The organism is Candidatus Avelusimicrobium fimicolum, assembly GCF_021632165.1.
Classification (GTDB): Bacteria; Elusimicrobiota; Elusimicrobia; order Elusimicrobiales; family Elusimicrobiaceae; genus Avelusimicrobium; species Avelusimicrobium fimicola.
Genome location: NZ_JAJWTS010000001.1, coordinates 50,238 through 76,339, shown reverse-complemented (window position 1 = coordinate 76,339; position 26,102 = coordinate 50,238). Strand labels below are relative to the sequence as shown.

Annotated in this window: 25 protein-coding genes and 1 tRNA gene; 19 read left to right on the top strand and 7 right to left on the bottom strand. The window is 47.6% G+C overall.

The features are described 5' to 3' along the window. Positions 1–2: 2 nt before the first annotated feature. Genes ACQY2K_RS00345 through ACQY2K_RS00335 form a run of 3 tightly spaced genes read left to right on the top strand, consistent with a single transcriptional unit; the run spans position 3 to position 3,077 of the window. Positions 3–1,952, top strand: a complete 1,950-nt coding sequence (locus ACQY2K_RS00345; RefSeq protein ID WP_428040315.1) for a heavy metal translocating P-type ATPase — start codon at positions 3–5, stop codon at positions 1,950–1,952. Further along, positions 1,949–2,365 carry a preQ(1) synthase gene (gene queF / locus ACQY2K_RS00340; protein ID WP_177748316.1) on the top strand — a complete coding sequence of 139 codons (417 nt, stop codon included), beginning with the start codon at positions 1,949–1,951 and terminating at the stop codon, positions 2,363–2,365. Before ACQY2K_RS00345 ends, queF begins: the two co-directional genes overlap by 4 nt. Continuing rightward, complete coding sequence (locus ACQY2K_RS00335; RefSeq protein ID WP_428040314.1) at positions 2,355–3,077, top strand: hypothetical protein; 723 nt, start codon at positions 2,355–2,357, stop codon at positions 3,075–3,077. Before queF ends, ACQY2K_RS00335 begins: the two co-directional genes overlap by 11 nt. A gap of 67 nt (positions 3,078–3,144) precedes the next feature. Here ACQY2K_RS00335 and ACQY2K_RS00330 read toward each other — a convergent pair whose 3' ends face one another. The 3 genes from ACQY2K_RS00330 to plsY are packed head-to-tail and all read right to left on the bottom strand — an operon-like array spanning position 3,145 to position 5,078. After that, positions 3,145–3,408: an HU family DNA-binding protein gene (locus tag ACQY2K_RS00330; protein ID WP_177748310.1), complete on the bottom strand. Its 264-nt coding sequence runs from the start codon at positions 3,406–3,408 to the stop codon at positions 3,145–3,147. A gap of 49 nt (positions 3,409–3,457) precedes the next feature. Further along, positions 3,458–4,462, bottom strand: coding sequence for an NAD(P)H-dependent glycerol-3-phosphate dehydrogenase (locus ACQY2K_RS00325; RefSeq protein WP_177748307.1), 1,005 nt, complete (start codon positions 4,460–4,462; stop codon positions 3,458–3,460). Beyond that, on the bottom strand, positions 4,449–5,078 hold the full coding sequence (plsY, locus tag ACQY2K_RS00320; protein WP_177748303.1) for a glycerol-3-phosphate 1-O-acyltransferase PlsY: 630 nt from the start codon (positions 5,076–5,078) through the stop codon (positions 4,449–4,451). The genes ACQY2K_RS00325 and plsY overlap by 14 nt, the downstream gene beginning before the upstream one ends. A gap of 79 nt (positions 5,079–5,157) precedes the next feature. Between plsY and ACQY2K_RS00315 the strand changes: the two genes are divergently transcribed. Further along, positions 5,158–6,309 carry a hypothetical protein gene (locus tag ACQY2K_RS00315; protein WP_428040313.1) on the top strand — a complete coding sequence of 384 codons (1,152 nt, stop codon included), beginning with the start codon at positions 5,158–5,160 and terminating at the stop codon, positions 6,307–6,309. Here ACQY2K_RS00315 and hflX read toward each other — a convergent pair. From hflX to ACQY2K_RS00295, 4 genes are all read right to left on the bottom strand, one after another. Further along, complete coding sequence (gene hflX / locus ACQY2K_RS00310; protein ID WP_428040312.1) at positions 6,296–7,540, bottom strand: GTPase HflX; 1,245 nt, start codon at positions 7,538–7,540, stop codon at positions 6,296–6,298. The two genes, ACQY2K_RS00315 and hflX, sit on opposite strands and share 14 nt — an antisense overlap. Before the next feature lie 3 nt (positions 7,541–7,543). Next, the gene (gene ruvC / locus ACQY2K_RS00305) at positions 7,544–8,113 is read right to left on the bottom strand and encodes a crossover junction endodeoxyribonuclease RuvC (protein ID WP_428040311.1); all 570 of its coding nucleotides are present in this window, start codon (positions 8,111–8,113) and stop codon (positions 7,544–7,546) included. Positions 8,114–8,121: 8 nt separating this feature from the next. Next, complete coding sequence (locus ACQY2K_RS00300) at positions 8,122–8,883, bottom strand: YebC/PmpR family DNA-binding transcriptional regulator (RefSeq protein ID WP_177748291.1); 762 nt, start codon at positions 8,881–8,883, stop codon at positions 8,122–8,124. A 333-nt stretch (positions 8,884–9,216) separates the two neighbouring features. Next, positions 9,217–9,289 (bottom strand) — tRNA-Arg (locus tag ACQY2K_RS00295). Between the two features lie 92 nt (positions 9,290–9,381). Here ACQY2K_RS00295 and ACQY2K_RS00290 point away from each other — a divergent pair. The 15 genes from ACQY2K_RS00290 (at position 9,382) to ACQY2K_RS00220 (ending at position 25,949) form a co-directional block, all read left to right on the top strand. Then, a complete protein-coding gene (locus tag ACQY2K_RS00290; RefSeq protein WP_177748288.1) occupies positions 9,382–10,023 on the top strand; it encodes a CpXC domain-containing protein in 642 nt (213 codons plus the stop codon). Further along, on the top strand, positions 10,020–11,147 hold the full coding sequence (locus ACQY2K_RS00285) for a CCA tRNA nucleotidyltransferase (RefSeq protein ID WP_177748285.1): 1,128 nt from the start codon (positions 10,020–10,022) through the stop codon (positions 11,145–11,147). Before ACQY2K_RS00290 ends, ACQY2K_RS00285 begins: the two co-directional genes overlap by 4 nt. Positions 11,148–11,545: 398 nt before the next feature. Next, complete coding sequence (locus ACQY2K_RS00280; protein ID WP_428040310.1) at positions 11,546–12,760, top strand: hypothetical protein; 1,215 nt, start codon at positions 11,546–11,548, stop codon at positions 12,758–12,760. A gap of 276 nt (positions 12,761–13,036) precedes the next feature. Further along, a complete protein-coding gene (locus ACQY2K_RS00275; RefSeq protein ID WP_428040309.1) occupies positions 13,037–13,675 on the top strand; it encodes a site-2 protease family protein in 639 nt (212 codons plus the stop codon). Between the two features lie 20 nt (positions 13,676–13,695). Beyond that, positions 13,696–14,457: a segregation and condensation protein A gene (locus ACQY2K_RS00270; protein ID WP_428040308.1), complete on the top strand. Its 762-nt coding sequence runs from the start codon at positions 13,696–13,698 to the stop codon at positions 14,455–14,457. A gap of 15 nt (positions 14,458–14,472) precedes the next feature. Next, the gene (gene scpB, locus ACQY2K_RS00265; protein WP_428040307.1) at positions 14,473–15,504 is read left to right on the top strand and encodes an SMC-Scp complex subunit ScpB; all 1,032 of its coding nucleotides are present in this window, start codon (positions 14,473–14,475) and stop codon (positions 15,502–15,504) included. Positions 15,505–15,506: 2 nt separating this feature from the next. Continuing rightward, positions 15,507–16,958: a glycogen synthase gene (locus tag ACQY2K_RS00260; protein ID WP_428040306.1), complete on the top strand. Its 1,452-nt coding sequence runs from the start codon at positions 15,507–15,509 to the stop codon at positions 16,956–16,958. A gap of 8 nt (positions 16,959–16,966) precedes the next feature. Next, a complete protein-coding gene (locus tag ACQY2K_RS00255; protein ID WP_428040305.1) occupies positions 16,967–18,337 on the top strand; it encodes an alkaline phosphatase in 1,371 nt (456 codons plus the stop codon). Positions 18,338–18,340: 3 nt separating this feature from the next. Further along, positions 18,341–19,126 (top strand): hypothetical protein, encoded by a 786-nt coding sequence (locus ACQY2K_RS00250; RefSeq protein ID WP_428040304.1) that lies wholly within the window; start codon positions 18,341–18,343, stop codon positions 19,124–19,126. Beyond that, complete coding sequence (locus ACQY2K_RS00245; protein WP_428040303.1) at positions 19,111–20,280, top strand: murein hydrolase activator EnvC family protein; 1,170 nt, start codon at positions 19,111–19,113, stop codon at positions 20,278–20,280. The genes ACQY2K_RS00250 and ACQY2K_RS00245 overlap by 16 nt, the downstream gene beginning before the upstream one ends. Before the next feature lie 16 nt (positions 20,281–20,296). Then, a complete protein-coding gene (locus ACQY2K_RS00240) occupies positions 20,297–21,682 on the top strand; it encodes a S41 family peptidase (protein ID WP_428039485.1) in 1,386 nt (461 codons plus the stop codon). Then, on the top strand, positions 21,679–22,698 hold the full coding sequence (gene tsaD / locus ACQY2K_RS00235; protein ID WP_428040302.1) for a tRNA (adenosine(37)-N6)-threonylcarbamoyltransferase complex transferase subunit TsaD: 1,020 nt from the start codon (positions 21,679–21,681) through the stop codon (positions 22,696–22,698). Before ACQY2K_RS00240 ends, tsaD begins: the two co-directional genes overlap by 4 nt. 14 nt (positions 22,699–22,712) lie before the next feature. Continuing rightward, positions 22,713–23,918, top strand: a complete 1,206-nt coding sequence (locus ACQY2K_RS00230) for an extracellular solute-binding protein (protein ID WP_177748255.1) — start codon at positions 22,713–22,715, stop codon at positions 23,916–23,918. 4 nt (positions 23,919–23,922) lie between these two features. Then, entirely contained in the window at positions 23,923–25,464 is a 1,542-nt protein-coding gene (locus ACQY2K_RS00225; protein WP_428040301.1) for a GGDEF domain-containing protein, read from the top strand. A gap of 197 nt (positions 25,465–25,661) precedes the next feature. After that, entirely contained in the window at positions 25,662–25,949 is a 288-nt protein-coding gene (locus ACQY2K_RS00220) for a GIY-YIG nuclease family protein (protein WP_177748250.1), read from the top strand. The last annotated feature ends 153 nt before the right edge of the window (positions 25,950–26,102 follow it).

The following is a 26,102-nucleotide window of genomic DNA, read 5'->3' as shown; positions in this document are numbered from 1 at the left end:
GTATGGGGGTAATCTTGCGTAAGTCTTTCCGCCCGGTTTCGGCGGCGCTTTCGGTGCCGTCCAAGGCTTATACATACCGTTTTTTCTTGTCCTTTTGCTTTCTGGTGCTTATTTTGTTTTCGCTCACGTTCCGCCACGCGGACGTGGGCATTTTTATTTTGTGTTTGATGAATTATTTGTTTTGTGCAGACGTGTTTTTGCGCACGGCGCTAAAAGATGTTTGGAGCGGGAATATTTCTTGGGCGGTGTTGACGGCATCGGTTACTACGGCCGGGTTGTTATATTCGGCCTTAAATGTGTTTTTAACGGTGCCGCTTTTTGGCCCGGTGCCGGATTTGTATTTGTACACCTCGCTTTTTATTACGCTTTCTTTATGGGCGGAGCGCCGCTTGGTAAAAGAAAAGGAGCGGTCTCGTGTGTTTGTTAAAAAATTAGATGATTTTCTGCCTAAATCGGGCCGTTTGTGCGTGGGGCGCAGTTTTAGAAAAGTCTTTGCCGGAGAATTAAAAAAAGGCGACCTTATTTTTGTAAAACCCGGAGAACGCTTGCCCGCAGACGGGACCGTTAAGCAAGGTAAAACCTCTGTTGATGAGCAGTTAATTACAGGCAATATGTTGCCTACCTCTAAAAATGTCGGCAGCCGGGTGTTTGCGGGGACGCTCAATAAATCGGCGGAGATGTATGTGGAAGTTACCGAGGTTTTATCCGCATCCGCTTTGATGAGTGTGGTTTCTGCCATAAAAAAAAGCGAATTGGCGCGCAGTGGTTTTAAAAGTGCATTAGACGGTTTTGCCTGTTGGGTGCTGCCTCTGGCTGTTTTGTTTGCGGCGGGGGCTTATGCAGGACTGCTTTACGCAACGGGCAGTAAAGAGTGGTTTTTATATTCCGGGGTTTTTTTATTTATGTTGGCGGTGTCCTGCCCGGCGGCCTTGGTGTTTGCAGCGGTATCCCCGTCATTTTTTGCCCGCCGTGGCGCGCACACAAAAAAAATTAAATTGCAAAATATTTACGCCTTGGACGAAATTGTCCGCGCCGATACGGTGTTTTTTGATAAAACAGGTACGCTCACTTATGGCGAATTGCGGGTATCTGGCATTTATCCAGCCAAAAAAGTTTCCCAACGCCAATTATTGGAAACGGTTGCCACCGCTGAACAACTGGTGGACGGTCCGTTTGCCGATGCCGTAACCGCGTGCGCCAAGGAGCATAAAATATCGCCTAAACCGCTTTTGTGCTTTGATGTGCTCCCCGGTTTGGGAGTATCAGCCACCAGCGGCGAGGATAAAATTTTGGCGGGCCGGACCCAATGGTTAGAGGAGCAAAACATTAAAACGGCGGCCAAAATTGTCCACGCGGACGAAGCCGTCATTTGCGTAGCCAAAAATGGGAAATATCTGGGTTATTTAACGCTGGCGGACGAATTGCGTCCGGGAGCAAAGGAAGTGATTTCTTTCTTAAAATCACTGGGAAAAGAAGTTATTTTGATTTCCGGGGATAACGAATCTTCCGTGTCGGCAATTGCCAAAGAGGCGGGCATTGCAAAAATAAATGCCAATGTACTGCCCAAAACCAAGGCGGAAATTATTTCCAACTTGCGTGCTTTGGGCAAACGCGTATTAATGGTGGGGGACGGTTTTAACGATATTATTGCTTTGTTGCGGGCTGATGCCGGGGTGGTTTATTCCTCCGGCCGGAACGTATATAATAACTGGGTGGACGTACTAATTAAAAGCCGGGACTTGTACCCGGTGGCAGATTTATTTAAAATAAATAAGAAGTTGCACCGGATTATCACGGTTAATGTGTTGCTGGCAGTTTTGGTTACGTTTGTTGGCTGTGCGGGGCTGATATGGTTTATGCCCCAGGCCGGGTGGACGTGGATTGTCGGCGGCGCATTGGCGGTAGCCGGGCTTGTCTTTTTAAATTCAACAAGGATGCTTAACATAAAATGACACATACAAACGATATTGACTTTGGTTATACTACTGCACACGCCCGCAAAAATGCGGATGTTGTTTTGCCGGAAATCCAATGCTGGCCCAACCAGTACAAACGCGATTATAATATTAAAATTGAATTGCCGGAATTTACGTCTGTCTGCCCCAAGACGGGTTTGCCGGACTTTGGCATCATTACGATTGAGTATATCCCCGATGAACTTTGCCTGGAACTCAAATCGCTGAAATACTATTTGTTGGAATACCGCGATATGGGTATTTTTATGGAAAACACCGCCAATAAAATTTTGGATGATGTAGTAAAAGCCTGCCACCCCAAAAAAGCCACTGTTACCGGCGTGTTTACGCCCCGCGGCGGCTTGCGCTCTGTAATTACGGCCCATTACGAGAAAACAAATGAAAAATAAGCGCAATATCCGGTTGGCGTGCGCGTTTGTACTGGTGTTTTTAGCCGGGGTGGCGTGTATGCGCGTGTGGGATTGCTTCCGTATGCCGGAGCCTGTGGTAGCCGAGGTGCCGGGCAGCAGTTCTCTGCTCCTGGTTAATCTTGCTGACCCCACGGGGCCTGCTGACCTGCCGGGTGAGGACGAGCCCCCGCAAGATTACAAGGACGCTTCTGCCGTGCCCAGCCATTTGCCCAATATCAAAATGCAAGGGGTGGAAAAGATTACCTTTCTGCCATCAGCAACCCAACAGGAAGAGGAAGAACCCGCCCCCAAAACATCCAAAACGCCCGTTCATTTAGGCTCGGCGGACCATATCGTCCCCAATGCTACAATGCCCCGGCAACTGCCGGAGGAAGAAAGTAAAATCTCTATGATTAGCGTGCCCGTGCAGGTGCGTGTCATCAAAACGGCGGACGACTACAAAGCCTTTAAACGCGTGGCGCGTGGCAAATACCCGCAGGCCAACTTTGCTAAGGATAATATTATTACGTTGGAATCTACGGGGAACTGGCCGGATAAGGTGTTTGAAATTCAAGACGTTGTTGAGCAAAACGGCAAAATGGTAGTGCTGTACCGTGTGAACATTTTTGGTATGGATAAAAAGACCAATACGCACAGCGTAGTGCGCGTAGCCAAACGGAACTTGCCCGTAGAACTCAAACAAGTGCTTTAAGTAATTTCTTTGTAGTATAAAAATAACCCCCGGCTATAAAACCGGGGGACTTTTTATATCAGGAAAACTATTTCTTTAAAATGTTTTCGGAGGGTTTAAAGCGCACTTTTTCCTTGGCGGGCACTTGCACTTTGTCGCCTGTTTTGGGGTTGCGGCGTGTAACAGGGCGGGCTGTTTTTAAGTGGAAGGAGCCAAAATTGCTGATAACCACTTTGCCGTCGCGCTTTAAGCCGTGCTTGATAATTTCAAATACTTTATCTACGGACATTTTGGCTTGCTTTTTATCCAAAACGTGCCGGGTGAGATGTCTTATTACGTCGTCCTTATTCATATTGCAATCCTGTCTTGTGCCGGGCTTTTTAACAGCCCAAGCGGTAAAATTATTTGTTTCCCCGGTTGGTAAAGCCCATAGCGTGCAACAGCACCCACGGTTTTTTACCCTCGCAGACAATTTTCCAAATAGCATCTACGATAGGGGTTTTTAAATTGTTTTTGCGTGCAATGTCGTAAACGCTTTGCACGGAATTTACACCTTCGGCAATGGTTCCCACTTCCTTTTTGGCTTCTTCCAAAGAGAGACCGGAGCCTAGTTTTTCGCCCAAACGGCGGTTGCGGGAAATAGCAGACATACCTGTCAAAATGGCATCTCCAAAGCCTGCCAAACTGTACACGGTATTGGACTGCCCGCCTTGACTGACAATAATATCGTTCATTTCCTGCAAGGCTTGCGTGATGAGGGCGGCCTTTGCGTTGGCTCCGTCGCCAATGCCGTCAATGACACCGCAGCCGATAGCCAATACATTTTTAATACCGCCGCCGTATTCTACTCCGCGCCTGTCCGAGGACGGCACTACAATAATCGGGTCCCCGCTCATTATGTCTCGGATTTCGTCCACCAATGCAGGGTCCTTGCCAGCAAGCATAATTTTGGTCGGCACGTCTTGCGCCACTTCCAGCGCAAAACTCGGGCCGGAAAAGGCTAATGCTTTATCCTTTAATTGCGGTAATTCTTCTTCAATCAGTTCGCAAATTGTTTTAAAAGATTTGTCCTCAATCCCCTTGGACGCGCTTACCACAGGTACGACACGCCCATTTAAAAGAGGCTTTAACTGTTCGCGGCAGAAAGCGCGGATAGCCTTGGACGAAATGACAAAAATGATTAAATCCGTATCTTTGACCGCTTCGGCCACGTTGCCGGTTAAGCGGATATTGTCGTGAATTTTAAAGTTCGGGATATTGGGATGTCTGCCCATCGTTTTAAGAACATTTAACAACTGTTCGTTGTATTCCCACAGGCTGACATTGTATCCTTTGCGCGCGAGGTGTTGGGCAATTACACTGCCCCAAATACCTGCGCCGAAAACGGTAATTTTATTTATGTTCATTTTCTTTTCTCTTTTTGGCGCCGTCTTCAAATTTTAATTCCTTTTGTTGGAGCAGCCGTTTGATGTTGGGAACGTGCTTATAAATAACCAACGCACTGACGGCAGTTACCATTAAATTAACGGACAGCGGATGATTGCCGATAAGAAAACTGCATACAGGCAAAACCACGCAGGCGCAAATAGAACCAATGGAAATGCGGCCCCATAACGCTACGCACACCACAAACGAGGCAAACGCAATTGCGGTAGGAATAGGCAGTAGTGCGGCAAATACACCCGCAGAGGTGGCTACCCCTTTTCCTCCGCGGAATTTTAAATAAATCGTCCACATATGGCCCAAAATGGCAATTACCCCGCAAGCAATAGCCACCCAGTAATTGTCCGGGCAGAAATGGCGCGCCAGACACACCGGGATAAAGCCTTTTAAGCCGTCAATTAAAAAGGTGCTGATGCCGGCCCATTTGCCCACCGTACGGTACACATTTGCCGCGCCGGGGTTGCCGGAGCCGTGTTGACGGATATCAATACCCATAACGTGTTTGGCAATCATATAGCCGGTCGGGACGGACCCGAGTAAGTAACTAAACAAAACGAGGATAGTAATTGTAGTAATCATATATCTCATTATATTAAATTTAGGGCATTTATTTGTGGTTTCATTGGTATTTTAAAGGTTTTTTATATATACTAACAATATGAAACAACTCCGTTTTTATCTTTTATCACTCTTTCTTTTGGGGGCCGGTTATGCGTGTGCGCAGGATGCCTTTGACTATGCCCAAAAGGAATATGAACTGACTTTTACCGTGCGGGGCAAAACGCAAACCGTGTCTTGCCAGGCGGTACGGTTTCATAAAAATTGGTTTTTGACGGCGGCGCATTGTGTAAGCCCGTGTAAAAATTACTCGTGCCAAATGCGGATGTGGCTGGCTGTCGGCCCGGCGCGTGCGGCGGCGGTGCTTTCGCAAAAAAATGTTTTCCTCCCCGAGGAATACCAAGACGAATACACGCTTCCGCCCGGTGTGCAGCCTAGGCGCGGGGAACTGCCTGCGTGGGATATGGCGCTTATTTATTTTAATGCCCGCCAAGCGCGCTATGAATATTACGATGCTTACGGAAAGGTTAAGGAAAAGGATTTCCTTCTCACATTGGATAGGGGCTTTTGGGAAAAAAAGACGGATGAGGCTTTAAAAGAGTCAGCCCGGCTGTATGAGCAGAGCCGCCAATATGCGGCAGACGGACAAGCGCAAATTGCCCGCCAACTGACCGAGCAAGCGCAGGCGTTGGAGCAGGATGCGGACGAATACCGCGCCGCCGCCGAAGCCGCGCCTTTACTCAAAAGACAATGGAACGGAGCAATGGCTCCGCGTTTGGCGCCGTTGCTTACATACAGCGATAAGGACGAAAAATTTTTGTTAAGTAATATTTTAGTGCCGCGCTGGACACGCGGTGCATTTGAAATGCTTTCTTCTCCCAGACAAATCTTATACTTTGGTGATAATGCCGCCCCGTGGCTTTCGGCGGGGTTTGGAGTGGAAAAAGGCAATTCCGGCGGCGGGGTATTTTTGCCCGTGTATAACGGCGGGAAAAAGCGCGCCTCCGGCTTGGTGGGAATTGTGTCTGCCAAATCGTTAAACCAACTGCCCGAAGCGGCCCGCAAACGCTATGCCTTGTACGGGAGTGAAATATTTTTATTCAACGGATTTAGCGAAAACACTACTTTGGGCTTTATCCGGCGGGTACTAACCGAATACCGCGACACCCCCAATGTGCAACCGTTGGAAAGTTACGGGCAGATAAAAGAAGTCGTCAAAAAGACAGCCCCCAAAAACGCTAAAAAGAAGTGAGTTTTTTTAGAATACTGTGGTAGTTGCCGTCTGTGGCCATAAGGGTTAATTCCAAAGCACCGGACGGCAATTCTTTTTGCCCGTTGACCAGGGCTTTGCCGTAGATAAAACCGATAAGCCCGCGCGCCTTTGGCTCCAAGGTAAGGCGGCGCAGTTTCCAGCGGCGCGCCACATTTTCTTCTACTTGTTCCAATAGTTCCGTAAGGCCCAGTTTGTTTCCTGCGCTGATAAACGAACCTTGCGGGTTCTGCGCTTGCAACAGGGCCAGCCGTGCAGGGGAAAGCAAGTCAATTTTATTAAAAACATCAATAACCGGAATCGTCTGCGCGCCCAAATCGGTAATAATTTGGCGCACGGTTTCTGCCTGGGCGTTGCGGTGGGGGGACGACGCATCGTGGACGTGTAAAATCACGTCTGCAAATGAGGTTTCTTCCAAAGTCGCGCGGAAGGAACTTACTAAACTGTGCGGTAATTTTTGAATAAATCCCACGGTATCCGTAAACAGCATTTCTCCGCCGGCCGGCATATGCACGCGGCGGGTGGTCGGGTCCAATGTGGCAAAAAGTTTGTCATCCGCATAAACCGCGTTTTGACGCGTCAGCACATTTAAAAGGGTGCTTTTTCCTGCATTGGTATAACCCACAATGGCAATTTGCGGCAAAGGAATTTGCGTGCGGCGTTCCCGCCGTAAGCCGCGCTCTTTTTTTACTTGTTCAATTTCCTTTTCCAATTTGCTGATACGCAGGCGCAGCCGGCGTTTGTCATATTCCAGTTTAGTTTCCCCCGGTCCGCGCAGGCCGATACCGCCTTTTTGTTGCATCAGTGCGGTGCCTTGCCCGCCTAAGCGCGGAAGCAAATATTTTAATTGCGCCAGTTCTACCTGCAACTTACCCTCTTGCGTGCGTGCGCGTTGGGCGAAAATATCTAAAATTAACCGGGTCCGGTCAATGACTTTTGCGGGGATAATTTCTTCCAAATTTTTTTGTTGGGCGGGGGAAATTTCGTCATCAAAAATAACCGTTTGGGCATTTGTCAGTCGCACTGTTTCGGCGATTTCTTCCATTTTGCCGCTGCCGATAAGCGTGGCCGAGTTAAAGGCCTGTACGCGGATTTGAAAGGTATGCACAACCGTACCGCCTGCCGTGTGGGCAAGACGTTTTAATTCTTCCAACGAAGAAGTGTCGTATGGGGTGGTTTTGAGGGTTACACCCGCCAAAATGACGTTTTCCATAAACTAGCGCTTCTTAGTGATTTGGGCTTCTTTGGCGGCTTTTAATTTGGCTAAAAAGGCGGCCTTAACGTTAATCATATTGTTGAGCGGTGCTGTTTTTAAGTGGCATATTCCAATCGCCACCGCATCAGCGGTGTCATCGGGCGAGGGGGCTTTATCCAAATTAAGTGTCAGTTGTACCATACGCTGGACTTGTTTCTTGTCTGCGGTGCCGGTACCGCAAATCATTAGTTTTACGCGTTTTGGCGGATAAAAGGTAATCGGTTTTTTGGCTTGTTCACACGCGAGGATAATCACGCCGCGCGTCATAACCGTATTAGCCATTGTGGTAGCACGCTTTAAAAAAAAGTTTTGTTCCATAGCCACTTGGTCAGGGGCGTAGGTTCGCAAAATTTTAGTCAGTTCGTCAAAAATATAGGAAAGGCGTTTGGGCAGTTCTTGGTCGGCCCCGGTGTGGATAAGCCCGCAGGCGCGTAAAGACAAAACGGAACGGGCGTTCCGTGTGAGGATTGCCCATCCCGTTCTGTCTAAACCAGGGTCTATACCTAAAACTGTGGTTGTATGCTCTTGCAAGAGGCCTCTTATTTGGCTTCCAACTTAGCCATAACGGCTTCGTCAATGTTGGAGTTATCATAGACGTTTTTGGTGTCGTCGTGATCGTCCAACGCTTCCAGCATATTCATCAAGGTCTCAGCCGTATGTTCGTCAGTAATGGAAACTTCCGTATCGGGAATCATTGTCAAATCAGCCGATTCAGGCGTAATACCCTTGGCTTCAATGGCCTTTTTGACGGCTTCCAACTCGTTCATATCCGGGTTGGTGATAACTTCATACACATCACCTGCCGTGCGGACGTCTTCCGCGCCGGCTTCCAAGGCCAAATTCATCAAATCATCTTCGGAAATATCTTCCTTTTTAACGACAATCATCCCTTTGCTTTTGAACATATAGGATACGCACCCCGCGGTGCCGGTATTGCCGCCGTGGCTGGTAAAGATTTTGCGGATTTCCGAGAAAGTGCGGTTTTTATTGTCCGTGGTGCATTCCACAATGACGGCCACGGAACCGGGACCGTAGCCTTCGTAAGTGATTTCTTCATATGAAACACCGGGCAACTGGCCTGTACCTTTCATAATAGCGCGTTTGACGTTATCAAACGGCATATTGGCGGCGCGGGCGTCGTCCACGGCTTTACGCAAGCGGGGGTTTTGGTCCGGGTTACCGCCGCTCATTTTTGCGGCGATGGTGATTTCTCTTAAAATTTTAGTAAATACTTTGCCTTTTTTGGCATCAACGAGGGCCTTTTTATGTTTAATGCCGGCCCAATGCGAATGTCCACCCATAGGTGCGCTCCTTACTGCAAATTTAGATACTTCTATTTTAGCAAATTTTTATATATAGGGATATAACAGGTGGAAAATAAAAAATATGCCGTTAGGCGCAAAGGGGAAAATTGGGGCGGCTATCTTTGAGTGAAAAACCGAAAAACAGATTATGCGGAAAACTGCCCCGCCCTAGCCAAGAAAAAATACCGCGGCAACTGAGAAGTGTTTTCAAAATAAAATGGTTTTGATTCTAGGCGCGAGGAGGAAGGTACACTGTGCAGGGCCGCGCGGAAGCGCGGAGGTGTCCGACCGAACGAGCAACACCGAAGCAAACCATTTTAGAAAGAAAACTGCCCCGCACGAGATTTGAACTCGTATCACCGGTTCCGAAGACCGGTACTCTATCCAGTTGAGCTAACGGGGCTTATTTTTTATATTTTAGCAAATTACAAAACTAATTAAATTTTTTGCCCTGCAAAAATGACCGCTTGCGCCAATTTATGCTAAATTATACATATGAAATCTATTAAAAACGAAGGGACTGCGCATTGTCCCCACAAGTGTGAACCTTTTGATGTAGAATACTGGTCGCTCATTCGGGCCGACCAGGACCCCGATTTGAAAACCGCTGCTATGGGCGGAGAATTAAATTTGGTACGCTGCCCGGAGTGCGGCGAGTTTTTTCACCACGACGGCGATTTGATTTATTTTGACGCTCCCAGTGAGATTTTGGTGTTTGTGTTTTCCGAAAAAGACCGCCAGCGCGAGCCGGAATTGGCCAAGCGTATGCGGGACGATTACGAAACTATTAAACACGTTTTATTAAAGCAGATGAATATGGACTATCCGCCCGTATCCGTTTTCGGGTTGGAAGAACTGAAACTGCTTTTGCAGACGGACGAAAAAGCGTCCTATGAATCCGAAGCCGTGGCGGCTGCGTCCGCCGCGCAAGGGTTCGCGGTAACGCGGTTGAAGCCGTCTTATGCGCGGGAACATCATTTTCCGTTTTATGTTCCCACGCCGACTAAGAATCACTCGGCCAACGAATATGCTGTGGCCGCCGCCAAGGTGTTAAAGAGCGGTCTTAACAGCACTCTGCTTCGCAACTTCGCCGACCGGATGAGCGAGGACGGCGCACAGCCGCCAAGAGTGCTATGAACATAAACCTCTCCTCTGATATACCTAAAAAATACCGGGAACAATTATATTCCGTAGGTGCCTATGCCAAAAAACTGGGCCTGTCGGCCTGGGTGGCGGGCGGTGCGGTGCGTGATTTTTACTTAAAGCGTCCTACATTGGATATTGACTTGGCTTTTAGCGGCAACCAGGAATCTGTTGCCGGGTTTTGCGTGAAACAATGGGGGGGAGGAAAAAGGAAGTTTTCGCAGTTTGGTACGTTCCGCGTGAATATGGCGGACGGGCTAAAATTTGATATGGTCCGCATGCGCAAGGAAAAATATCCGTATCCCGGTTCCTTGCCGCAGGTGGAATTTTCACCCAAAATTAAGGACGACCTTTTCCGGCGCGATTTTACCGTAAATTCCTGGTGTTTTTCTATTTTGCCCGATACCTTTGGTCAAACCTATGATGCGTTTGGTTCGCAAAAGGATATTGATGGCGGCATTATACGCATTTTGCACGATAAAAGTTTTTTAGATGACCCTACGCGTATGTTGCGGGCGACACGCTTTGCGGGCCGTTTTGGGTGGACGTTGGCGCCTAAAACGGAACGCTTATTGCGTGAGGCCGTAAAAGGGGAATATCCTCTGCTCTTGACGCGCGAGCGGTTCAGCCGCGAATTTTTAAAAGTGCTCAAAGAAGAAAAAATCAAAAAAATTTTTCTGTTAATGGAAAAATACGATATGCTCAAATTTGCCTGGCCGGGCCTTCAATGGCACGATGCTTTGCTGAACTCGCAAGATGTGCAAGAGCGGGTGGGCATATTGGTTTGTATGCTGGGAGCCAGCGGAGAAGATTTTTTGCGTTCGTTGCATTTGCCGAAGGAATTTACGCAAGAAATTTTGGGCGCGTGGAAGGTAACGCGCGAAAAAATGAGCCCGTTGGGGTCGCTTTCTCCTTTGCAAAAGGAAATTTTAAAGGCGGTTGTTCCCGGGCTTCCTCCAATGGCCTTGGAGCCGTGTTTTGTGCGGGGGCGGGAACTGAAAGATTTGGGCTTGGCCGGGCGGCGCATATCGGGCGCGCTAGACCGCGTACGCCAGGCACAATGGGCGGGTGAGGTTAAAACTCGCGAGGAAGCGCAGGCCTTTCTCAAAGCGCATTAAAAATTGGTTTTATTTGGTGGATATAAAAGCCCCCGGTTTAGTCCGGGGGTTTCTTTGTGGAGTGTTTTTGTATTGTTGTTGCCGTCATCCTGGAAAGTCGTAGTCCAGGATCTGTTGTTTTGTAAGAGAACAAACACGACGAACAATGGATTCCCGAACGCTCCGCGCCGGCTGACACTCGGAAATGACGACTTTACGAAAAAAGAGGTCATCCTGAACTTGTTTCAGGATCTACTTTTTGGGTTTTTGTCGTTGTTGTTTAGTAGTTATTCATAAAGGGGTTGTTTTATTTTTCTTTTTTGTTATAATTCTATTAATGAGAACTCTGTATATTGGATGAGTTTGGAATATAAAAGGCTTTTTTACTAAAATATAAAGGTGTCCAAAAAGGAGGAAAGATGAAGAAATTTATATTTTTTTCTGCCGCTTTGCTGTTATTTACAGCCGCCAACGCAGAACAAATGCAGTTTGTAACCACAATGTCTGCCCCGGTGGGTAACTTTGCCCACTTGGATGCGGCAGACTCTACTCACGTAACTACTGCGCCAATACTTAACTTTTGTAATACGCGTTCTAGCGTGGGGGATATTATCATCAAAGGTGCGGGTGCGTATTTAAACCAAGTAAATATCCAAAACGGAACAACATTGGGTAGCACCAATACGCCCGAATACCGTTTGGGTGAAAATATGAGCATTGAAAACGGCGGAACGGTAACGGCAGGGCGCATTATGGCGAATGATGTTACTTTTAAAGATACGAATTTCCATAAGAGTAACGTAACAAACACGATTTACACCAATGATGTAGCCGTAATGGGTGGAAAAACGGACAATATGGAAATTGCCTCCACCGCCAAAATTACCAAGGGTGCGCAAAATTCTGCAAACTTGGGCGAAGAACTGTGGTGGGACAACCAATACGCAGGTGATTACGACGCTTCCGGAAACAAAAAGGCCAATGGCAAAACTTATACCTCGTTTTTGTTAAAGAGTAAAACGGCTACTACGCCCGATTCTTATAAGTTTAAAGCGGTAATTAAAAATGTACAAGCGGCCAAACTCTGTGGAACCCGTAGCATATCAGCGATCCAATGCTATGGGAAAAAGGATGTGGATTATCGCGAATCACGTGCCCATTATGTTTACGCGGATAGTATCAAGCAAGAACCCAATGTGCAACGCCAAGGGTGTGGCAATGAGTACGGTCAGTGTGGTTGGATGATAAAAATTAAACCGTGGTCCGGAGACATAAGCAAGACCAAAACCTCTTATACGAATCCGTATAATGGGGTGGAAGCGTGCCCGACTGCCTCTTCTAATGACCAAATTTGTGCGGATAACTGCGATTCTGCTTCCTCCACCTGTTCTTTTGCTTGTGTAAAAACAGCCGCCAAATTAACAGGGTGTGGCCTTGAATTGGAACAAAGGGAGTGCTATTGCCCTTGTCCTACCACGAAGGGGGCTTATGCCTGCCAAATGAGACATTATAATGTATTAGGTTGTCCTGATGTTCCCGGAGAAAGTTGCGGTAATATTTGTGAACACTGGAATTTGGAATATGAACCCCTTTTGGGCGGAACTGGGCAAATTTTAACTTGTGTTGCTGAATAAGTAAAATTTGGCTCAAAGTAAAGATGTACAAATTTAAAACCCCCGGTTTAGTCCGGGGGTTTTGCGTTCCTACGGCTCTGCCGTGTGCTGCTTTTGTGCACAGGTCCAGCCCTCGGTTGCTTTGTTTTAGTTGAAGCCTTAATGATTAATTAAGGTTAATTTATTATAACTAATTTAAACTAAAACAGCAAATAATATTTTTTACCACGCTTTTTACAGGGCATTTTTAGCCTTGGCGGTGTGCAGGAAGGGATATAAATTAGTAAAATACAACATATGGAAGTAATTATCTTTATACCTATTTTATTTTTGTCTATTATCCTGCACGAATTTGCACACGGCTGGGTGGCATACCGTATGGGCGACGATACCGCCTATTATGCTGGCCGCCTGACCTTAAACCCGCTTAAACACATTGACCCGGTAGGCACGCTGGTAGTACCGGCGGTGTGCTATTTTCTGCATTTTCCGTTGTTTGGTTGGGCCAAGCCCGTGCCTGTAAACCCCATGCGCTTTCCGCGCCCGCGCCAAGATATGGGCAAAGTGGCGGCGGCGGGTCCGGCGTGCAACTTGCTGTTGGCACTTATCTGCGTGCTTGTTATGAAGATTTTTCTCTTAACGCAGAACCATTTTACCGTGCAGACGTTGGAGCAGGTTTTTGTATTTCTGCAATATGGTATGTTTATTAACGTGTTTTTAGCCGTATTTAATTTAATTCCTATCCCGCCCTTGGACGGCGGGCGCGTGGTGGCGGCTTTATTGCCAATGCGGACCGCCTTTAAATACGAATTATTTTTCAGCCGCTTTGGAATGTGGGTGGTTTTTGCCCTTATTTTAACGGGTGCGGTGCAGTTTCTTTTATTGCCGCCTACCCGGATAATTGTCGGTTTATTGAGTAAAATTTTAACTTTGTAATAATATTGCGGAGCGTTTAAATGATTAATCCTGCGCCGATTAATGTGCATATCAACGTATTTGAGGGTCCTATGGACCTGTTGTTGCACTTAATTAAAAAAGACAACTTGGATATTTGCGATATCAACATTGCCGAAATCACCAAGCAGTATTTAGATTATTTAAACGTAATGAAGGAACTGAACTTGGAGGTGGCGGGAGAATTTTTGGTAATGGCCAGTACATTAATGCAAATCAAAGCCAAAACGCTTTTGCCTTCGCAAGCCCCGACGACCGAGGACGAAGGCCCCAACCCTGTAAAGGAACTTATCGCCAAGTTGGTAGAGTACCAAAAATACAAAGAAGCCAGCAAATTTTTGGAACAAAAGTTTGAGGAAAATAAAGACAATTTTTACCGCTCTGCCCCTATTTTTGACGACGGGGAAAAAATCATTAACCTGCAACTGTTTGATTTATTATCCGCCGTCAAGCGTGCCTTTGAACGGTTAGACGAGCGCAAACGCATTGAACTTTTAAATGTGGAAGAATTCCCTATTGAAATGAAGATGCAAAAGGTGGTGGATATGTTTAAAAAGCACGAGTGGGTACTTTTAGACGATATCTTTGTGGGGGAAACCAAAAAACGCGGCGTGATTACCTGTTTTATGGCCTTATTGGAACTGATGAAGATTAAAAAAATTATTGCCCGGCAAGATGCACAGCAGGGGCAAATCCGTATTTATTTAAATCCAGAAAATAAAGATAAAGATTTTAAAACCCTTATGCACGGCGAGGCTAATTAGCCGCCCGGAGGATTTATGCCAACCGAAGAAAATATAACCCCTGTTCAAGCCACGGCGCAAGCAACGCCTGTGCAAGCCGACAAAACCGTCAACCCTGCGGACGAGCGGCCCTTTGAACTGGTGCCGACGAGTGAATTTAAGCAGATTGTGGAAACTTTATTGTTTATTACCGACCGCCCGATAAAACCCTCCCGCATTGCCGACGTAATTGACGGCGTGGATGCGCGGCGCGTGCGCGAAATGATTTTGGAAATTCAAGAGGATTACGTCCAACGCCAAAGCGCTATCCGCGTGGTGGAAATCGGCGGCGGATTTCAAATGTCCACCAAGCCGGAGTTTGGCCGCTGGGTGCGCCGTTTGTATAACGAAAAAATGACAACCAAACTTTCCAATGCCGCTTTGGAAACATTGGCGATTATCGCCTACAAGCAGCCGCTTACCCGCGCGGAAATGGAAGCCATACGCGGGGTAGATGTGGCCGGGCCGTTGGAACGCTTGTTGGAGCGCGGGCTGGTGCGGGTGGTGGGCAAAAAAGATACTATCGGCCGCCCGATGGTTTATGGTACAACAGATGAATTTTTACGAATTTTCGGGCTTAACAAGATTTCCGAATTGCCCGATTTGCAGGAATTTGCTTCTAAAACCTTGCGCGAAAAGCAAGAAGAATTGCCGTTCGGCGAGCCGTTGCCTCCCTTGAAAGAGCCGGCCATTATTCCGTTGGAAGAATTGGAAGGCGAGGAAAAATTGCAGGCTTTGGATGCGTCCTCTGCGGACCCGTTCTTTACGCGCAACAGTTACAACCGCGGGGATATTTTTACCAATGACGCCGCCCCGGAACTCTTAAAGCAAGCCGCCTTGTCCGCCGAGGAAAAAGCCCCGGTGGAGGCTGTAAGCGTGGTGTCAAACGAACCCGCGCAGGATACGGACCCTGCTTTAAAAATGAACGAGCAGGTAACTGCGCCCGATAACGCATTGGCCTCTTTGCAGGCTCATCGTGAGGACGCAGATGCGGCACAGCCCGCGCAAGAAAAACAGGAGGATAAATAACTATGAACATTGTTTTGGCCGCCAGCGAGGCGTTTCCGTTTTGTAAAACCGGAGGACTTGCCGATGTGGTGGGGGCACTCTGTCAGCAGTTTTCTATGCGCAAAGGCAACAAGGTGCTTTTGTTCCTGCCGCACTACCGCAACATTGTGCGGGTGTCCTCTTTAAAGGTGGTTCCCGGAGTGTATTTAATCCCGATTGGGGATAGAATTGAACAGGTTTCGCTTTCGTATATTAATTGGGGTAATGTGCTTGTATTTTTTGTGGGCAACCGTAAATATTTTGACCGCCCCGAACTCTACCGTACCAAAATGGGCGAATATCCCGATAACGACGAGCGTTTTATTTTGTTTAGCCGCGCGGTGCTGGAAGGGTGCAAATTTATCGGTTTCCGTCCGGATATTATCCATTGCCACGATTGGCAGACGGGCTTAATTCCCGCCTATTTAAAAACGGTCTATAAGTTGGATGCCTTCTATACCCGCACCCGCAGTTTATACACTATTCATAATATTGCCTACCAGGGGCATTATTCGTATTCCTCGTTCCGCAAGGCGGGTTTTCACCCGGTGGATTACACACCTGATAAATTTGAATATTACGGCGGTATCAGTTTCTTGAAAAGCGGCATCGTGTTTGCCGATAACGTAAATACCGTCAGCCCCAACTACGCGCGCGAAGTTCAAACGGACCCCGCTATGGGCTTTGGCTTGGAGGGGCTTTTGCGCTACCGCAGTAAAAATTTCTGCGGCATTGTAAACGGAATTGATACCGACGTGTGGGACCCGGAATTGGACCCCGTTTTGCCGATTGGCTACGACGTAAGCGAAGTGGTAAAAGGTAAATTAGCCGCTAAATTGGCTTTGCAGCAACAATGCAAACTGCCCCAAGAGGCAGAAAAGCCGCTTATTGGCATAGTGTCGCGCCTGGACTATCAAAAGGGCTTGGATGTGGTCGTCAATTTGATTGAACGCTTAAAAGGCCGCGCGCAGTTTGTAGTGCTTGGTATGGGCGACCCGATGTTAGAGAAGGCTTACCAGGGTTTGGCGCGTAATAATCCTACGTCCGTTAGTTACAACGGCCGCTTGGATGAAGATTTGGCTCACCGCATTTATGCGGGCGCGGATATATTTTTAATGCCGTCTCGCTTTGAGCCGTGCGGCCTTTCGCAGTTGATTTCAATGCAGTACGGTACCTTGCCTGTTGTGTCAAAAGTAGGCGGGTTGGTGGATACCGTGAAAGGGTACGAGCCTGGCAAAGAGGATACGGCTACGGGCTTTTTTATTAACAACTTTACCGAAAATGGCATCTATGCTACATTGGAAGAGGCTTTGGCCCTTTACCAGCATAACCGCCCGGTGTGGACGAAACTCGTCCGCAACGCGATGCGCCAGGATTTATCGTGGGATAAATCGGCGCAAGCCTATTTGGATTTGTACCGCAAAACATTGATTTAGGAGATAAAATGAAAAATATTCGCCGTATTTTATTTGTACTTTTGGCTTTCGTTTTACTTGCGGGCCCTGCATGGGCCGGGGACGTAAAGAACCTTATTTGGGTGATTGGGGACGGTATGGGGCCGGAGGCCATCGGTTTTTTTACCCAAGGCGTCCGCTATGCTAACTTGCCGGACTACCCCGAAAAAACCTCCCATTTGGAGCGTATGTTAAACGGCGGTACCTGGGGTATGTTCTTTAATAACACCTATGATACTTTGGTAACCGATTCCGCCGCCGCGGCTACGCAAATGGCAACGGGAAAATTCTCCCGCCCGGGCGTCATTGGCGAGGATTACAACGGTGCTACCGCCAAAACTTTGTTGGAAATGGCGCGCGAAAAAGGAATGTCCGTCGGCGTGGTTACGGATGCATATGTTACCGATGCTACTCCCGCGGCCTTTACGGCGCATACGCAAAACCGCCGCCAGAAAATGGATATTGCCCGCCAAATGATTGCGTTCGGCCCGGAAGTGATTATGGGCGGCGGACTTAAATATTTTTCCACAGGGGAAAATAAAAAACTTTTAAAGCAGGCCAAAAAGAAAGGCTACCATATTGCCACGGACAAAAAGGAACTGGCCAAAATCAAATCAGGCAAGGTCCTTGGGTTGTTTGCCGAGCAAGCGTTGCCAATGACGGTAGAAATGTATATGCAGCCGCAAATCCCCACGCTTACGGAGCAAACCCAAAAGGCGGTGGAAATTTTAAGCCAAAATCCCAACGGTTTTATTTTAATGGTAGAAGCCGGAAAAATTGACTGGGCCGCCCACGGAAACGATGCGGGCGCGTGGTTTAAGGAAATGCAAAATTTAGATACTTTGCTAGGCTATGTGTTGGGCTATGCGGATAAAACACCCGATACTTTGGTGTACTTAAATGCCGATCACGATACTGGCGTGGGGGCCTTTACTTACCGCCATTTGGGCCAACAAAAGGTGATGGAAAAGACTGCCCAAGGCGAGGTGCTTTACGACGGAGATGTGGACTATGCTTCCTTTAAAACGTATCATCAGTTTCTGCTCCAAAAACGCAGTTTATATAATTTGAAAGAGGAGTTGAAAAAACTGCCAGCCGCCACATTAACCCCGGCCTTTTTGCAGGGGCAATTAACTGCCGCTTTGGGTTATCCGGTGGATATTTCCGGCTTTAAAAATCCGACGGATTTGGACGGCCTTTTTAAACAGTTGGACGAGGAGCGCGGCATTGTTTGGGCCACCCCGTCCCACTCGTCTTTGCCGTTGTTAAGCGTAGCCTATGGCGAGGATGCCGATGAGTTTTCCGGCCTGTACCACAATACGGAAATTTTGCCGCGTATGAAGGCGGCCTTGGGGTGGTAAAATATGGAAGAATTTTTGGAAGAGCCGAAAACGGTTAAAGTTCCCAAGCACCTTTTTCACTTGCACCGCAGACTATTTTTGCTGGTGTTTGCGGTGGCTGTTTTGTTGCAAACGGCGGTGTTTATAAATATGCGGTTGGATACTTATTACCAAGCATTAAACCGCTCGTTTAAAATGATTTTAACCGTCAACGGCGCGCCGGATAATGCAAAACTGGCGGAGACGGGAGACTCCTTAAACCAAAAAGAGGATATCACGGATGTACGATTGTTTTCCCCGCAGGATGCCTTGGCGGAGGTCCGCCGCCAAAACCCGCAACTGGCTGATGCGATGCTTTTAATGGGCAAAAACAAAATGCCCGCTTATTACGAATTGCGTTTAAGTTACAAGGCTATTAACAATATCCGTCCGTTTGCGGATAATTTATCGGCGGAATATCCGTTTTTAACACCGCATTATAATTCACAGCACGCGCAGTTGCTCTTTTATGTGGGCTTGTGCGCCAAATTGTTAAATTTGGCTGTGGTTTTTGCGCTCTTATTATTTTTGGCCTTTATGTTTTTGGTGGAGGCCTATCCGTCGGCCGGGCCGCGTGCGCACTTTTTGGGCGGAGCCGTTTCCGGCGTTTTGGCCGGGCTGGCTTCCTGTCTGTTTTTTGCGGTGCTCGTATATCCTACGGGCTTTTTGTACGAAGCCGCCAGCCAGTTTACCTCGGTTGGACGGCAGTTGTTGCTACTTGCCTTTTGCGGGCTTTTCGGGTGGACGTTATCTAAATGGCAAAGATTTTAAGCGTTTTATTGGCTCTTGTGGTGTTTGCTTCGCCGCTTTATTGCGACGAGGCTGCCCGGCGTAAGCAGGAGTTGGAAAAATTGAAAAATGCGGCGGCTGAGAAAGAACGGGAATTGCAAAAGTACCGCAAGCAGGCCCAACAAATTTCACAGGAAATTTCTGCTTTGGAGAACCAAAAAGCGCGCGCCGAACAGCGTAAAAATAAAGTGGAGTCCGATATTACCTATGTGGAGCAAAATTTGCTGTCTATTGAGGACAAGCGCGCCGCGTTAGAGCGCAGTATGCCTATGTGGCAGGGCGTGGTGCAAGAGGAATTGACCCAATATTATTTTACACCCCTTTGCGCGGCTTGCCCGGGCGGGTACAGTTTGGAGCAGGATATTTTTGTGGATCGTATGGTTACGCACAAGGCCGCCTTTGCCGCCGAACTGAAAAAAGAAAATAAAGAAGCCAAGGAACGGTTGCACTCGTTTGAGGAGCGCAATAAAAAATTAATGGCGCAAAGTTCCCAAATCAAGCAGGAACAGGCCGTTATTTCACAATCGTTTAATAAAAAGAAAAAGGATTTGGATGTTACCCGGCGCAAGGCTGATGCCGTGCGCAAAGAAATAAACGAACTGAATAAATCCGCGGCGGAACTCAATAATTTACTTGCCTCGTTTGAGCGTAAGCGTAAAGCGGCAGACGCCAAAAAGGCCGCCGCTTCCAAAACACCGGTTAAAAAATCGTCAACCAGGCCGCGCATAGATGCTTCGCGCCACTCTTTGCCCTGGCCGGTGGCAGGTACGGTTATCAGCAAATTCGGTAAAGAATACCGTGCCGATTTGAATACTTGGATTTTCCGCGACGGCATCAAAATTTCTGCCCAAGCGGGCGAACCCGTCCGCACAGCCGCCGAGGGGAGCGTAATTTATGCCGGGCCGTTCCGCTCGTACGGCAATGTGGTTATTGTGGACCACAACAAAGGGTTCTTTACTATTTACGGATTTTTGAAGGAAATCAGCGCCTCTGTGGGGGATAAACTCCCGGTGCAGGGCGTAATCGGCACGGCGGGGCAGGACACTCAGTCCTCCTCCGGCACGGGCAAGAGTGCGGTGTATTTTGAAATCCGCCAAGGCACTACCGCGGTAAATCCGCAGGAGTGGCTAAAATAACTATTTAGAGGAAAATATGAAATCAAAAAAATTAAATCGTTACGCTGTTTTGGGGGGCGTGTTGTTTTTTATGGGAACGCTGTTTCCGTACGCATATGCTGCGGCGGATAACAGTTTAAAGCAACTGCGTACCTTGGTGGATGTGTTGGAATATGTGAAGGAAAACTATGTAGAAGTTACCGATACGGACAAACTGGTCTCCGGCGCGATTAAGGGAGTGGTGGGAGAATTGGACGATTTTTCGCAATATCTGGACCCGAAAGATTATAAGGAACTCAAAAATGATACCCGCGGAGATTTCGGCGGTTTGGGTATCCGCTTGCAAAAAGTGGACGGCTTTATTACGATAATGACGCCTATGCCGGGCACGCCCGCCTTTAAGGCCGGGGTAATGCCGGGAGACCGCATTGTGGCGGTGGATGATAAAGATGTAAAAAATATGCCCTTGGACGAAGCCGTGGAATTGATGCGCGGGCCAGTGGGCAGCAAAGTAAAAATCACCATTAGCCGTAAAAACGATAAGGGCGAATATACAAATTTGCCGGACTTTAAATTTAAGCGTGAAAAAATCGTGCCCGAAGTGGTGTATTCCCGTATGCTTCCGGGCAAGGTGGGATATGTGTATTTGGTAGATTTTTCGGGCCACAGCACCGAGGCTATTAAAAAAGCATTAAAAGAATTGCAAAAACAGGGGATGACCTCTTTGGTATTGGACCTGCGTTTTAATCCCGGAGGTTTATTAACAGGTGCGGTGGATATTGCTAAACTCTTTTTGGCACAGGATGAAATGATTGTTTATACCCAAGGGCGCAAACCTGATTATTACCAGGAATTTAAAACTTCTGCCCGCCCGGATTATCCGGATATCCCGTTGGCGGTGTTGGTAAACCAAGGCTCTGCCAGCGCGAGCGAAATTGTTTCGGGCGCATTGCAAGATAACGGACGGGCATTTATCGTAGGGCAGCGCACCTTCGGTAAGGCTAGTGTCCAGCAGGTGATGCCTCTTTCCGGCGGGGCGGGTTTGCGTTTAACGATTGCGCATTATTACACTCCTTCGGGCCGCTTAATCCAGCGCGATTACCGGGATAAAACAAAGGCTGACGAGGGCGGCATTGTGCCGGATGTGGAAGTTGTCTTTCCTGCGGATAAAGAAGCCAAGGTATTTATGCAGTATAATAATATTGTGCATACGCCCGGCCAAAAAACGCCCGATATGAAATTTACCGAAGCCGACCCTGTACTGGATAAGGCGGTGGAAATTTTGACGGGCAAAGTAAGCCTGGAAGAGGCCAAAGAAACTTCTAAAAAGGCAGCCGAAGAACGTAAAGCCAAAAAAACGGATAAAAAAGCGTCCCCCAAAACGGACGATAAAAAAGCCGGGAAAAAGGAAGCCTCCAAATGAAGAAAGATTTTACAATTTTAGGTATTGAATCCACTTGTGATGAAACCTCCGCCGCCCTTTTAAAAGGGGGGAAAGAGATTTTATCCAATGTTATTTATTCCCAGATTGATGAGCATAAAAAATACCACGGGGTCGTGCCGGAACTTGCCAGCCGTGCCCACGCCGCCAAAATTGCCACCGTTATCGGTGAAGCCTTGCAAAACCACCCGATTGATTATGTAGCCTTTGCCAGCGGCCCCGGTCTGCCCGGCGGCTTAATGGTGGGGCGCGTGGCGGCGGAAACGCTTGCAAAATTTAAAAAAGTGCCTATAATAGGAGTAAACCACCTGGAAGGGCATATTTTTGCTTGCGATTTTGAAGGAAGCGAAGCCAAAAATAAATTGCAATTTCCGTTAATTGCCTTGGTGGTTTCCGGCGGGCATACGGAATTATGGTACGTTAAAAATTACGGCGATTATAAAGTGCTCGGTAAAACGCGCGACGATGCCGCAGGCGAAGCCTTTGATAAAGTAGCCAAGTTGTTAGGGCTTGCTTATCCGGGCGGCCCGCAAGTATCCAAACAGGCACTTTCGGGCAAGCGGGATGCTATTCATTTCCCGCGGCCGCTGTTGCCGGGAACGTGGGAGTTTTCGTTCAGCGGTATCAAAACGGCCGTCAGTTATTATCTGCGCGACCATAAAGATTTTTCTATACCCGATGTGTGTGCCAGTTTTGAAGAGGCAATGGTGGAAACTTTGGTAACCAAAACACTTTTAGCCGCCAAAAAATATAAGGTAAAACATATTGCTGTCGGCGGCGGGGTGGCGGCGAACTCGCTCCTGCGCGAAAAGATGCAAGAGCAGGCGCAAAAGGCCGGTATAGAGGTTCACTTTGTGGAGCGCAAATTATCTTCGGACAATGCCGCAATGATTGCCTTGGCCGCTTATAAAAAATTGGAACACGCCGAGAATACCGGCAGACCGGTTAAAAAGAATATAGACATTAATCCCAATATGAAGGTGCGCAGTTGGGATTAGTGTAAGGAGTCCAAATGATTTTGTGGGTAATGCCCGATGCGGGCGATAAAAGCAAAGACGTTTACGCTTCGTTTATTTCTCTTTTTAAAAAAGAAAATCCGTCCGTAGATGTTACGATGCGCGTATTCACGCGCAACGTGCTTTGGCGGCGTATGTTTACTATCAAGCATCCCACCCACGAGGAAGAAGTCCCGGATTTGATTCAAATCCCGCATTACTGGACCGCCCTTTTGGTGCGCGAAGGGGTAGCGGAAAACTTGTCGGAATTGGACCCCGGCCTTTCGTTGGCTAACTGTCTGGTTCCGCTCAAAGCGCATTGTTACCAACCGGGCACCAAGGATATTTATTCGTATCCGTGGTGGTTTGATTTGAGCGCACTTCACTACCGGGCAGACCATTTAAAATTGGTAACTTCTAAACCGGAGCAAGACCTGGCCACTTGGGACGGACTTTTGCGTACCTGCGAAGCCTTGCGCGAGCAGTTTAAAGACGTTCCCGGCTATTACCCGATGCAAAACAGCGATTGGCGCGGTTCTCTTTCTATGCGTAATGCCTTGCCGTGCGTGTGGGGGCGCGGTTCGGATATACTATCCGCCGACCGCGGCACTACATTAGTAGGTACCAAAGCATTTAAAGAGGGTATCCGTGATTATATCAATTTAGCCCTTAAAAACTATATGCCCATTTTGCGAGAGCGCGGCTCCTTAGGTACGGTTGTTTCCGGCAAGGCCAGTATGATGATTTCCCGCAAACAGGGTGTCAGCACCTTTAATGCCCGGCGCGGTATCCGCGTGCGCACGCTCCCGGTGCCTACGACGGGCGATATGTATTTTTCCTATTTATCCGGGATGAACTTATTTATCAACACCCAATCGCAGGAAAAAAAGAACGCCTTAAAATTTATTAAATTCTGCGCCCGGCCGGATGTCCAACTGCAATATGCTTCTAAGATAGATGCCTTCCCTGCGTTTGAAGATGCCTTTGAGCAGTTTATTTTTTCTTCCACCCAGCGGTTAAGCACATACAGCAATATTTTGTCCTCTGCGCGTACCTTGCCCAATATCACCATTACGGGTACGGTTATGGAAATTTTAAAGCGCGTGCTGGCCGTGTGCGCCACGCAGATTGTAGAGGGCCGTTTCAGCCAGGCCGCCTTGGATAGGGACTTGGACTTGACCGCCAAAGAAATAGAATATTTGTTGTCCATTTACGAGGCATAGCGCTATGTTTGATAAAAAATCTTATACGCTCTATAAATTTCACAAACAGTTGAACCAGTCTTTCCAAAACAAGCGGGAACTGTTGGAGTGTGCCTTGCCCGCTTTGCGCAACTTGTTTAAATTGGACCGCGTGTACTTTTTTGATTGGCAGCAAGAGCGCGCGCTGTTATCCTTGCGTATGATGTGCAAAAAGGAATACTGTATGGATATGCAGGAGGATATTTCCGTTTTGAACGAGCCTGTTTTTTTAAAGCAACTTTTGCAAAATGGCGAGGCCGAAACAACCGATTTAAGTTATCCCGCTATTTATGTATTGGTAAAATGGCAACGCCCCAGCGTGGAATTAAAATCGGGCGAAGTGCACAGTTTTATGCAGGAAAAGGTGGGGGTGTTGCGCTTGGAACGTTTCCGCAAGAACCGCGGTTTTACACCCGAGGAAAAGGAATTAATTAAAGCATTGGGGCAGGAAATTTCCCACAATTTGCGCAATACGGAAATTGACCAAGCCAAAAACCAGCGTTTAAATGTTTCCACCGCGCTCAACGATTTATCAACCATTTTTGCGTCCTCCCTGCGGTTAAATGACGGCTTGGAACTGATTTTAAAGGGAGTACAAAAATACTTTCGTTTTGACCGCGTCCGGTTGTATTTAACGGACGGCGAAGGTAACAAAATAAAGTCTGTTTTGGGGGTGGATATTTCCGGCCAGGTAACCCAACAGGCGGGGGATTCTCTCCCGGCGGCCGAGCAAAACTTGCTCAAAGAGGTTTTTGACTCTGCCGCCACTTACCGCTCCACCCGCAGTATTATTTATATTCCGCTTAAAGTCCAGCGTACCAAGGTGGGCTTTTTGGCGTTTGACAATATTTTATCGCGCCGCAAAGTAGGGTATTTGGACTTTATTTCTTTACAGCAGTTTGCAACCCAAATGGCGTTGACGATTGACAACGCCCGCTTGTTTGAGCGCGTGCAGGAACTGTCCAATTACGACGAACTGACCAAACTGCCGGTCCGCCGTTATTTTAATGAAAAATTTGCCGAGGAAATTTACCGCTCCAAACGCTTTGATTTGACGATGTGCCTGATTATTATGGATATTGACTGGTTCAAGCAAATTAACGACGGCTACGGACACCAAATCGGCGATTGGGCCTTAAAAGAGGTCAGCCGCGTGATTCGCACCAGCCTGCGCCAAACGGACGTGCCTTGCCGCTTCGGCGGGGACGAAATGATTATTATGCTTCCGCGCACAAATAGCGAAGAGGCCAAAATTATTGCCAAACGCTTAAAAGAGCGCATTTGCGCTATCACGCTGCCGGACCGCTATACAGACGGAAAAGCCGTCCATTTGAGTATCAGCCAAGGCATTTCCTGTTTTCCGTTTGACGGGGAAACGTCGGAAGCCCTTTTGGAAAAAGCCGACAAAGCCCTGTATGTGGTCAAGCAGAACGGGCGCGGCAGTTTTGCGGTGTATCGCGAAGTAGCCGACCAAGTGGCACAGACGGGCGACGGCGCGGATAATGCCCGTGGCTCCCAAATGCGCTAAAAAAAGTTTGATTAAATAAGGCGATAATCCCGCGGGGGAAAATTAAAATTCTAGGTTTTTTTGCTTCGTCATCCCCGAGTGTTTTAGTCGGGGATCTGTCGTTATTACAAAGAGAGGTCATCCTGAACTGGCGGCCCGCAGGGTTTTCAGAATCTACCGATTGTGTTGTTTTTAATACAGGTTGTGTTCCCTATTTTATGAATGCTTACATTTACATTCTTACCAATTCCACCCATAGCGTATTATATATTGGGGTAACTAATAATTTGGTGCGCCGGATATATGAACATAAAAATAAATTATTAAAAGGGTTTACTTGCGATTATTCGGTAAATCGTTTGGTGTATTACGAACAGTTTAACGATATTGTAGCGGCGATTACCCGAGAAAAGCAACTTAAAAATTGGCACCGGGCGTGGAAGGAAAATTTAATTGCAGGTTCCAATCCCACGTGGCGAGACTTATATGACGAAATTATTTTATAATATGGGGAATTGCTATTTTAAATAAACAACCCATAAGGTAGATTCTGAAACAAGTTCAGAATGACCCCTTATTTTAAATAGATGTTGTTTTGAATTATTATTGCCTTTGTTTATGATTTCGGTTGTCATCCTGGAAAGTCGTAGTCCAGGATC